The sequence below is a fragment of the Kitasatospora sp. NPDC059571 genome, assembly GCF_042735675.1.
GTDB lineage: Bacteria > Actinomycetota > Actinomycetes > Streptomycetales > Streptomycetaceae > Kitasatospora.
In genome coordinates, this window is record NZ_JBHWBW010000699.1 from 1 (window position 1) to 2,736 (window position 2,736).

Here is a 2,736-nt window from a genome sequence, read left to right on the forward strand (position 1 = left end):
TCAGGACACCGGGGTGACCGCCCCCCGGCGCCCCGGCCCGTGCCGGGGGCGCCTACTCGCCGGACAGCACCTGGTGCGCCGCGGCCCGCGCGTCGGCGGCGTTGTCGGCCGCCCTCGCCGCCGCGGCCGCACGCCGGCACTGCGCCAACGTGGACTTGGCGAGCGCGGCGCGCACATAAGGAATGGACGCCGCACCCATCGACAGGCTGGTCACCCCGAGCCCGGTCAGCACACACGCCAGCAGCGGGTCGGAAGCGGCCTCGCCGCAGACGCCGCAGCTCTTGCCGACCGCCTGCGCGGCCTCGGCCGCCACGGCGACGAGGTCGAGCAGCGCCGGCTGCCACGGGTCCTGCAGCCGCGCCAGTGCCCCGACCTGCCGGTCGGCCGCGAACGTGTACTGCGCGAGGTCGTTGGTCCCCAGCGAGAGGAACTCGACCTCCTGGAGGATCGACCGGGCGCGCAGCGCGGCCGACGGGATCTCCACCATCGCACCGAACTTGGCCTGCAGCCCGGCCTCGCGGCAGGCCTCGGCGAACGCCTTCGCGTCCTGCCGGTCCGCCACCATCGGCGCCATGACCTCCAGGTGCACCGGGAGCCCCTGGGCCGCCGCGGCCAGCGCCCGCAGCTGCCCGGACAGCACGTCCGGGTGGTCCAGCAGCGTCCGCAGGCCCCGCACCCCGAGCGCCGGGTTGGGCTCGTCGGCCGGGGTCAGGAAGTCCAGCGGCTTGTCCGCCCCGGCATCCAGCACCCGCACGACGACCCGGCTCTCCGGGAAGGCCTCCAGCACCTGGCGGTAGGCCGCGACCTGCTTCTCCTCGGTCGGCGCCTTTGCCGAGTCGTCGAGGAAGAGGAACTCGGTCCGGAACAGGCCGATCCCCTCGGCGCCCGCCTCCAGCGCCGCCGGCAGGTCGGCCGGGCCGCCGACGTTGGCCAGCAGCGGGATCCGGTGCCCGTCCGAGGTCATCCCCGGCCCGGTGGACGCCGCCAGCGCGGCCTTCCGCTCGGCGGCCAGCGCCCGCAGCTCCGCCTGCTTCTCCTCCGACGGCCCGACCAGCACCTCGCCGCTGCTGCCGTCGACCGCCACCACCAAGCCCTCCGCAACCCCGGTCGCCCCGGGCAGCGCGACGACGGCCGGCACGCCCAGCGCCCGCGCCAGGATCGCGCTGTGGCTGGTAGGCCCGCCCTCCTCGGTCACGAAGCCGAGCACCAGCGCCGGGTCGAGCAGCGCGGTGTCCGCCGGCGCGAGGTCGTGCGCGAACAGCACGTACGGCTCGTCGCTGTCCGGAACGCCCGGCATCGGCACGCCGAGCAGCCGCGCCACGATGCGGTTGCGCACGTCGTCCAGGTCGGCCACCCGCCCGGCCAGGTAGTCGCCGGCCGCGGCGAGCAGCGCCCGGTACGCGGCGAAGGCGTCGTAGATGCCCCGCTCGGCGCTGCTGCCGACGGCGATCCGGCGGCTGACGTCCGCCATCAGCTCGGGGTCCTGCGCCATGAGGGCCTGCGCCTCGAGGACGGCCTGGGCCTCACCGCCGGCCAGGTTGCCGCGGGCGATGAGGTCGGCGGCCACCGCGTCCACCGCGGCCTGTGCCCGCGCCTGCTCGCGCGGTGCGTCCTCGCTCGGCACCTGGGTCGCGGGCGGCTCCAGCTCCGCCGTTCCCATGTGGCGCACCGGGCCGATGGCGACCCCATGGCTGACCCCTACGCCGCGCAGCATCGGTTCCACGTCAGAGATTCCTTTCACCCGGAAGGTTCGGGCTGTCAGTTCCAGGTGAAGAGGTCGCCGCCGAGGGAGACGTCGCCGGTCTCGGCGACCTCGCTCAGGGCCTCGGCCGGCGCCTCGAGCGCGACGATGGGGGAGATCGGCGACTTGCCGGCCGCCTCGACCTCGGCCGGGTTCCAGCGGATCACCGGCTGGCCCCGCTTGACCTGGTCGCCCTTGCTCACCAGCAGCTCGAAGCCCTGGCCGTTGAGCTGGACGGTGTCGATACCGAGGTGGGTGAGAACGCCGTGCCCGTCCGCATCCATCACGACGAACGCGTGGGGGTGCATGGAGACCACGAGCCCGTCCACGGGCGCGACCGCCTCGGTGGGCTCACGGACGGGGTCGATGGCCGTGCCCGGCCCGACCATCGCACCGGAGAAGACCGGGTCCGGCACGGCGGCGAGCCCGACGGCCCGTCCGGCGAGCGGCGACGTCACAGTGGTCATGGTGGAGCCTCCCAGGTGCGGAGTACAGCACGTGCGGCCGCCGGACAGCGGCGTCTACATCAGCTGAGCCTAAATCATGTCAACTTCGGACATATCATGACGTAAGGATGCGGTGCGCCGACCGGGCGCACTGCCCGTTCCCGCCACCTCCGACCACCGGGCACAGCTCGTCGACCCTGCTCCAGCAGGCCCGCCGCTCTCCAAGTGGTCTAGTCCTCTTGCGCGATGCGCCGCACTCTACGGCATCGATCCGACGTCCGACGAGGAGGTGGCTCCGGCCGGCCGCAGGCACCCCTCCGCCGTCCGGGTGACACCGGCGCGGCTCGATTAGGCGCTCGGCGGGGGAGCGGCTATGGTTGTCCGAGTCGCCACAGCGCGATGGTTAACTCCGGAAGTCAGACACGTAAAGCTCTGGTTAAAGAGTGGGAAACGGTCTGATAAGCTGGAGACACGAAAGAGCGAAACGCCCGGAGGGTCCGCTGGAAGGCGGTCCGAAGGAAGTGTCCGTTCCTTGAGAACTCAACAGCG

Annotated in this window: 2 protein-coding genes; both read right to left on the reverse strand. The window is 73.1% G+C overall.

Translation table 11 applies throughout. The annotated features are described in order from the left end of the window. Positions 1-52: 52 nt before the first annotated feature. Complete coding sequence (gene ptsP / locus ACFV0G_RS37995) at positions 53-1,723, reverse strand: phosphoenolpyruvate--protein phosphotransferase (RefSeq protein WP_380558003.1); 1,671 nt, start codon at positions 1,721-1,723, stop codon at positions 53-55. A 35-nt stretch (positions 1,724-1,758) separates the two neighbouring features. After that, positions 1,759-2,208, reverse strand: coding sequence for a PTS glucose transporter subunit IIA (locus ACFV0G_RS38000; protein WP_380558006.1), 450 nt, complete (start codon positions 2,206-2,208; stop codon positions 1,759-1,761). Positions 2,209-2,736: the final 528 nt, after the last annotated feature.

Bases quoted from the DNA above. Each gene is read 5' to 3' on its own strand.
- ACFV0G_RS38000 (WP_380558006.1), bottom strand. From the start codon at position 2,208: ATGACCACTGTGACGTCGCCGCTCGCCGGACGGGCCGTCGGGCTCGCC.